Below are 8,010 nucleotides of genomic sequence, written 5' to 3' on the forward strand. Positions count from 1 at the left end.
ACAACATCTACAACAACAACTACTACCACAACAACAACTACTACCACAACAACAACTACTACAACTACCACCACTACTACCACAACTACCCCGACTACAACTACTGTTACAAGCACAGATCAGAAGGGCAATGAGATAACTCTCACCACCTCTACGACAACTGTAACAGGTGATAGTAGCAGCCGTACAAGAACTACAACATCTACTACAGATACTACTACAACAACTACCACAACCACTACTACAACCACCACCACTACAGGTCTCGAAACTTCCACAACTACAACATCAGATACAACAACTACTACCACCACAACAACTACTACGACCACAACTACAAAGAAGATCACAACAACTACAAAGAAGTCTACAACAAATTCTCCGAATACGGGCGCTAAACACGCTAGCGCAGCATTCGCAGTGATTGCTATTGCTGCTGCGGCAGCTTTTGCGGCTCGTTCAAGGAAGCACGATGAAGACTGATAAATTGAGAGGTTGATCTCTTATCTAAGACGGCAGCTGGGCAGAAATGTCCTGCTGCCGACTTTTTTTGAAAAAATACTTGTATTCGGGAAAAAAATCTGATATAATAATACTGCATTATGATATTCAGGAGGTGCATTATGAGTTCTGACCCTTATGGGAATAATTTGAATAGTATTCCACGCTTCGGCAGACGATAATGCTCTCGTCCTCTAGCCGAAGTGAATTTCGGCGAAAGGAGCAAGCTGTGCCGTAATTTTTACGGTCGGCGGACAATATGATAAGCTTTTACAATTATATCAATGGCGTGCTGACACAGTGCGACGCTCCTGCTGCTGGTTGCTGGATCTCAGTTGTTGATCCTACTCCGCAGGAGGTCAAGGAGCTGATTGAGGACTACGGTCTCGACAGCGGCTTCGTAAAGTCGTCCATAGATGAAGAGGAGTCGTCCCGTATCGAAAGAGAAGACGATCAGACCCTTGTCATCATAGATACGCCTGTGTCCACTATCGACGATGATAAGACCAAAAACTTCTATACCCTCCCTATGGGTATTATCGTGACCTCAGAGTACGTCTTCACAATATCAATACGTGAGACACAGATACTCAATGAGGCTGTAAGAGGAGGTATACGCAACCTCCGCCCCGATTTCAAGACAAGATTTGTGCTTCAGCTGCTGCTGAGGATATCCGCTCTGTTTCTTACCTACCTGAAACAGATAGACAAGATATCATCGGCTGCCGAGCAGGAGCTCCATGATGCCATGAAGAACGAGCTTCTCATGCAGCTTCTTGCTCTTGAGAAATCTCTTGTATACTTCTCCACTTCACTGAAAGCCAATGAGGCAACTATCGAGAAGATATTCCGTGGAAGAGTCATAAAGCTCTACGACGAGGATCAGGATCTCCTTGAGGACGTTCTCATAGAGATGAAACAGGCAATAGAGATGGCGAGCATCTACTCAGGGATCCTTTCCAGTATGATGGATGGTTTCTCTTCCATAATCTCAAATAACCAGAATATTGTTATGTGGCGTTTGACTATCGTCACTATCATACTTCAGATACCGAATATCATGTTTGCGTTTTACGGTATCAATACAAACGATATACCATTCAACTATACGTGGGTAGCACTTTCGCTGACCGCATTTCTAACGGGAATAACGGCATTTGCATTGCTGAAATGGAAAAAGAAATAGCTTTTAAACAGTGCCTGAGGGTGCTGTTTTTTTGCTCCTATAAGCAGAACGGGCACTTTTTCAACGGAACATTGAATATTAAAAAGATACACCTGAAGTGGACTTCCTGAATATGCTTTGTGAACTTCCTGGTGCTACGAAACCTTCAAAATGGAGGCTGATGACTTCAAGATATTAGCAAATTTTGGATTTACAAACCCCAATCAATGTGGTATAATAACAGTGTATACATTTTTATGTAAAGGACGGGTTTATCATGTCTAAGAATTACGATGTTATCATAGCAGGCTGCGGAGCCGCAGGTCTCTATGCGGCTATCAACCTCCCAAAGGAGCTCAATATACTTATATTATGCAAGCGTGATCTTCCGCTTTGCAATTCCTCACTGGCACAGGGCGGTATAGCCGGAGTATACGACTCTCCCTCCGACAATATCCAGTACCACCAGAACGATACCCTAATAGCAGGTAGCTTCAAGAACAACGTGGAGGCTGTCCACACCCTCGTGAGCGAGGCGGCTCAGGATATCGAGCATATCATCAAGCTTGGAGTCGAGTTTGACAAGAATCCCGACGGCACCTATCACCGAACTCTTGAGGGAGGTCACAGTCATCACCGTATCTTCCACCATGCTGACGCCACGGGCAAGGAGATAACCACAACTCTCCTTGAAAACGTGCGTACTCTCAGCAATGTAACCATAATGGAGAATACCATGATGTGTGCGGTAAAGCAGACAGGAACAGGCTATTCCGCATTCCTTAAACTGCCGGATGATACCTACGAGATCTGCAACTGCCATTTCATGATACTTGCTACCGGTGGTATCGGACGTGTATACCAGTTCACCACCAACTCGGCTATTGCAACAGGCGACGGTATAACCTTTGCCTACGAAATGGGCGCTAAGATAAAGAATCTCAGCTATGTGCAGTTCCACCCCACTGCTTTTAACAACCGTGCTACACGTGAGTGCTTCCTTATCTCGGAGGCAGTCCGCGGTGAGGGTGCTTACCTCCTTAACTGCAAGAAGGAGCGCTTCATGCACAACTACGATGAGCGTCTCGAGCTTGCTCCGAGAGATGTGGTCTCACACGCTATAGTGCTGGAATCGCGCAAGCAGAATTCCACTGATTTCTACCTTGATATAAGCTACAAGGACAGCGAGTTCCTCAAGAATCGTTTCCCCATGATATACCAGAACCTTCTTGAACAGGGTTACGATCTAACTAAGGAGCCGGTGCCCATATTCCCTTGTCAGCACTACCTTATGGGTGGAATCGATGTTGACAATAATTCAGAGACAAGTCTGCCGAATCTCTATGCCTGCGGCGAATGCTCGCATACAGGCGTTCATGGCAGCAACCGCCTTGCCAGCAATTCTCTCTTGGAAGCTCTAGTTTTCTCGCGTCATGCGGCTAACAACATCGCTTCAAAAGTAGCAGGCGCTCCCAAGAATTTCGAGGAGGCTGAATTCGACGCTCACCTTGGCAGTCCAAAGATACCCAAGGGTGTCCGCACGGAGACAAGAAAGATATTGCAGAACTGCTACTTCGTTATCCCTGACAAGAAGGCAGCTGCAGATGGCTTTAAGCGCGTGAAGGAGATACGCGAGGACCTCATAAACGGTGGCTATCTTGTGGACGCGGATTTCGTGCTTGCTAAATCCATAGTTACTGTTGCTTACATAATCCTCGGAGAGGTGATGCAGTAATTATTGACAGAAGGTCTGATATCGCCGTGCTGATGCGTTCCTTTTAATGAGGTGATGTATATGAAAAAAAGCATAAAACTCATGGCTGCACTCGTATTTTCTGTCGCAGCAGTGATAACGGCAGTTCCGGTTCACGGCGCTTCGACAATGATAAAAGGCGATATTAACCGTGACGATATTGTCTCGATAAGCGATATCGTGATACTAAAAAATCATATCCTCGGGAAATATGGGCTCAACGACGCTCAGACCATTGCGGCAGACGTCAACGGCGACTGCACTGTGGATTCCCTTGACCTTGCTGCCATTCAGGATATGATACTTCAGGGCATGGACAAAGTACCCGTGGGCACATGGATAGGCGACTGCTGCGGAGGAAAGAGATACATTTTCTTTGACGGCGGAGCTGTGACGGTAACAGACCCAACAGCTGGTACAACCGATATATATGAGCTGGATATTACGGGAGAGCTTGTGGTTTTCAGAGATAAGAACAGCGGAAGTGAACTGACTGCTTTTATAACATGGACGGACGAGCTTTCCTTTGTGCTCAAATGGGAGAACGGCAGCGCGGAGAGCTTTCGTTACTTCTGCGTGGACAGGCTCAGTGCTGATGAGTTCCTCAGCGGAAGGTGGGTGACCTCAGAGGGGCGAACTTTTGAGATAAGCGGACTAAGTGGTAAACTGACGGAAAAGGACGGCACAGTGAGCCGCTTTGAATACGCGCCGAACGGTGAGGATATTGTTTTTCACTTTGGAAATACGGAAAACAGAACTCCCGGAAAGATAGTACATAACGATTCCATGCATTTTACGGTGACATGGAAGGACGAAAGCTCGGAGCGCTTCACACTCCAGGAGATAGAGGTGCGTGACGGCATAACCTACGTGAACGGCATACTCATAGCGAACAAGACCTACGCTCTGCCTGCGGATTACAACCCAGGAAAGATCCTTCCGGAGCCTCAGTCGGCTTTCGATACAATGAAGGCTGAAGCTGCAAAGGAGGGCATATATCTCAGTATAGTTTCGGGCTTTCGGTCGTATACTTATCAGGGACAGCTCTATAGCAGCTACGTGAACCGTGACGGCAAGGCGGCTGCGGATACCTATTCTGCCAGGGCGGGTCATTCGGAGCATCAGACAGGTCTTGCAATGGATATAAATAACGCAGGAAGCGGCTTCAATAATACAAAGGAAGCAAAATGGCTTGCTGCAAACTGTGTGAAATATGGTTTTATCATACGTTATCCTCTCGGCAAGGAGAATATAACAGGCTATCAGTACGAGTCGTGGCACATCCGCTATCTCGGCAGGGAGCTTGCAAAGGAAGTCGCGGATTCTGGACTTACATTGGAGGAGTTCCTGAGTATAGATTCTAAATATAACACATGATTTTTGAATCGATATTATGATTTGAGCCGTTAGCCTATTATAGGGGAGATCATTGTTCGCACGCGAGCTAAAGGTTCGTATTCGGTAAATACTGCAATATATTAGGAATGATATTACGATATAATTCGGCAGGTGAATATATGAATGAAAATAAAATAATAAGCGAGATCAAAAACAAGCTCTGTGAGATAGAGCAGAAGGAAAACATCAGGATAATACACTGTATAGAATCGGGCAGCAGGGCATGGGGATTTGCTTCTCCCGACAGTGATTTTGATGCAAGATTCATTTACGTTCGCCCGACTGAATACTACCTTAAGCTGGAAAAGACACGTGATGTAATAGAATGGGAGCTTAATGACGTTTACGATATAAACGGCTGGGATATAAGGAAAGCCCTTGAGCTTCTGCACAAGTCTAATCCTACTCTCTTTGAATGGAACAGCTCGCCCATTATTTACAAGACTTCTTCGGAGTGGGAAACTGTGCGTACTGTGATAAACAACTGCTTTATGCCAAAGGCAGGAGTTTATCATTACCTTAATATGGCAAGGCTCAACAACAGGGAGTTCTTGCAGAGCAGCGAAGTCAAGCTGAAAAAGTATTTTTACGTTTTGCGTCCGATACTTGCCTGTAAATGGATAATCGACAGAGGAACTCCTCCGCCGATGCTCTTTTCAGAGCTTATGGAAGCTGAACTTGAAAACGAACTGCGGCCGGCTGTTGAAAAACTGCTAGAGAAGAAAAAGAATACTCCCGAGATAGGCAATGGAAAGCGTATAGACGAGCTAAACGGATATATAGACGCACAGCTGGAAGAACTTAAGCACAAGGCTGATGGAATGGATGGAGAAAAGCCCGTGGAATGGCAGCGGCTCGATGATATATTCCTGAGGCTCCTTGGAATATGAAAGGAAAATTATTATGAAGCTTTTACAATGCTATGTTGATAATATAATCACTACCGCACTTATGGAGGACATAAACTATACTGACGCTGCGGCAGATAATCTTATCCTCCCCGAGCACAGGAGCTCCGCTTACTATGTTGCAAAGGACACAGGAGTTGTCTGCGGTATCGAAATCGCTAAAAGAGTTTTCGATCTTGCAGGCGGTGATGTTGAATTTAGGATACTCCTAGGCGACGGCACAAGAGTGAACAAGGGTGACATTATTGCCGAGCTGGAGGGAAGTACTCTTACTCTACTGAAAGGCGAGAGGACAGCACTCAATATACTACAGCATTTATCGGGAATTGCTACTGCTACGAACAAGTGTGTTGAGCTTGTTAAGGGTACAAAGGCTGCTGTCACCGATACGAGAAAAACTCTTCCCGGTCTCCGTGCGCTGCAAAAGTATGCGGTGACTGTTGGCGGTGGAAAGAATCACCGATTCAATCTCTCCGACGCAGCTATGCTGAAGGACAACCATATCGACGCTTACGGCGGTATAACTGCTGCTGTAACGGCTCTCCGCGAGAAGATAGGGCATACTGTCAAGATAGAAGTCGAGGTGCGTACTCTTGACGAGCTCAGGGAAGCTCTCGACAACAGAGTGGAGATAATCATGCTTGACAATATGAGCTGCGACGAGATGAAGCAGGCTGTTGAGATTGCTGACGGACGCGCTATGCTTGAAGCATCAGGAAACGTAACCGCCGAAAATATCCGCGCTGTTGCAGAGACAGGCGTTGATATAATCTCCCTCGGAGCTCTTACTCATTCTGTAAAGTGCTTCGATATTTCCATGAAGATTAAGAAGTGACGTCAGTTGCTTTTATTAAGAATAAATCATAAACGGAGGTCACAATGAAGCTACTCGCAATAGACGGAAACAGTATTCTCAACCGCGCTTTTTATGGTATAAAGCTGCTCACCAATAAAAAAGGACAATTCACCAACGCCATATTCGGCTTTATGAATATATACCTCAGAAATGTGGAGGATGTAAAGCCCGATGCAGTCGCTGTGGCTTTCGACCTGCGCACTCCGACCTTCCGGCACAAGGCTGTATCCTACTACAAGGCTAACCGCAAGGGTATGCCACCAGAGCTTGCTGAGCAGTTGCCTAGAGTGAAGGAGCTTCTTGCTCTTATGGGCATAAAGGTAGTTGAGTGTGAGGGCTATGAAGCGGATGATGTTCTCGGCACGCTTTCAAAGCTTTGTTCCGACAGCGGAAACGAGTGCTTCGTACTGACCGGAGACCGTGACAGCTTACAGCTCATCGATGACAAGGTGACTGTTGTGCTTGCCACAAACAAGGAGAATATATACTATACTCCTCAGCGATTTACTGAGGATTATGGCTTTGAGCCAATTAAGCTCATAGACCTGAAAGCCCTTATGGGAGACAGCTCCGACAATATCCCCGGAGTTGCGGGAATAGGCGAAAAGACAGCTTCCGCTCTCATAAAGGAGTACGGCTGTATAGAGACGCTCTACGAAAAATACGAGGAGTCGGGGCTTACAAAGGGAGTTAAAGCAAAGCTTGCGGCAGGCGCTGAGTCTGCAAAGGAGAGCAAGTGGCTTGCGACTATAGTACGTGACGCTCCAATAGATAAGGAACTTGATAGCTACAGACCCAGTTCTCCCGATAGCGGAGCCATTGGACGTATGCTGACAGAGCTTGAAATGTTCAAGCTCCTTGACAAGCTTGGTATAAATGCTGCGGAGAGCACAAATTCGGCTCCTGAGGCAAAGGCTGATGAGGCTCCTGCCATTGAAGCAGAGGTCAGTGAACTGACAGTTGATATCATCAAAAAAATAAAAAAATGCGAGTATCTTTTCAGCGGCAGCGAACTGGTTGTACGCAGTGGTGACGAGGTATATGAAACGGAAGACAAAGGGCTTATCAAAGCGTTTTTCGGCTCTGACTGCGAAAAATCCACTGACGACGCAAAGGCTCATTACCGCTGGGCTATGTCTCACGGAGGCGAGTTAAAAAACCTTAAAAACGATGCGGCTATCTGTGGCTATCTGCTTAACACATCAGCTTCTGACTACGCTGTGGACAAGCTGTGCGCCGAGTATGGCGTTCATTTCTACAGCGAAAACGGCGACCTTGCGGAGCTCCTTTCGCTCCGGGGACTTATTGCAAAGCTTCTCGCCGAGATAGAGTCTGAGGGAATGACAGAGCTCCTTGAAAAGGTGGAACTTCCGCTTACCGAGGTGCTTGCCTCAATGGAGGAAGCAGGCGTTCTTATAGACAAGAAGGG

General features: G+C 46.4%; 7 protein-coding genes. All 7 read left to right on the forward strand.

Annotation, left to right across the window (positions count from 1 at the left end; all coding sequences use genetic code 11):
* Positions 1 to 483, forward strand: a 483-nt coding sequence (locus tag J6U00_RS10865) for an NPXTG-anchored protein (protein ID WP_296581765.1), incomplete at its 5' end; no start/stop codon positions are given.
* A gap of 277 nt (positions 484 to 760) precedes the next feature.
* Positions 761 to 1,687, forward strand: a complete 927-nt coding sequence (locus J6U00_RS10870; RefSeq protein ID WP_296581767.1) for a magnesium transporter CorA family protein — start codon at positions 761 to 763, stop codon at positions 1,685 to 1,687.
* Between the two features lie 256 nt (positions 1,688 to 1,943).
* Entirely contained in the window at positions 1,944 to 3,401 is a 1,458-nt protein-coding gene (locus J6U00_RS10875) for an FAD-binding protein (protein ID WP_296581769.1), read from the forward strand.
* Between the two features lie 60 nt (positions 3,402 to 3,461).
* Positions 3,462 to 4,796 carry a D-alanyl-D-alanine carboxypeptidase family protein gene (locus tag J6U00_RS10880; protein WP_296581772.1) on the forward strand — a complete coding sequence of 445 codons (1,335 nt, stop codon included), beginning with the start codon at positions 3,462 to 3,464 and terminating at the stop codon, positions 4,794 to 4,796.
* Between the two features lie 140 nt (positions 4,797 to 4,936).
* A complete protein-coding gene (locus J6U00_RS10885) occupies positions 4,937 to 5,707 on the forward strand; it encodes a nucleotidyltransferase domain-containing protein (RefSeq protein WP_296581774.1) in 771 nt (256 codons plus the stop codon).
* 13 nt (positions 5,708 to 5,720) lie between these two features.
* The gene (nadC, locus tag J6U00_RS10890) at positions 5,721 to 6,560 is read left to right on the forward strand and encodes a carboxylating nicotinate-nucleotide diphosphorylase (RefSeq protein ID WP_296581778.1); all 840 of its coding nucleotides are present in this window, start codon (positions 5,721 to 5,723) and stop codon (positions 6,558 to 6,560) included.
* 44 nt (positions 6,561 to 6,604) lie between these two features.
* Positions 6,605 to 8,010 (forward strand): 5'-3' exonuclease H3TH domain-containing protein (locus J6U00_RS10895; RefSeq protein WP_296581781.1); only part of this gene is annotated, 1,406 nt, incomplete at its 3' end.

The sequence above is a fragment of the Ruminococcus sp. genome (genome assembly GCF_017650195.1).
Taxonomy (GTDB): Bacteria; Bacillota; Clostridia; order Oscillospirales; family Ruminococcaceae; genus Ruminococcus.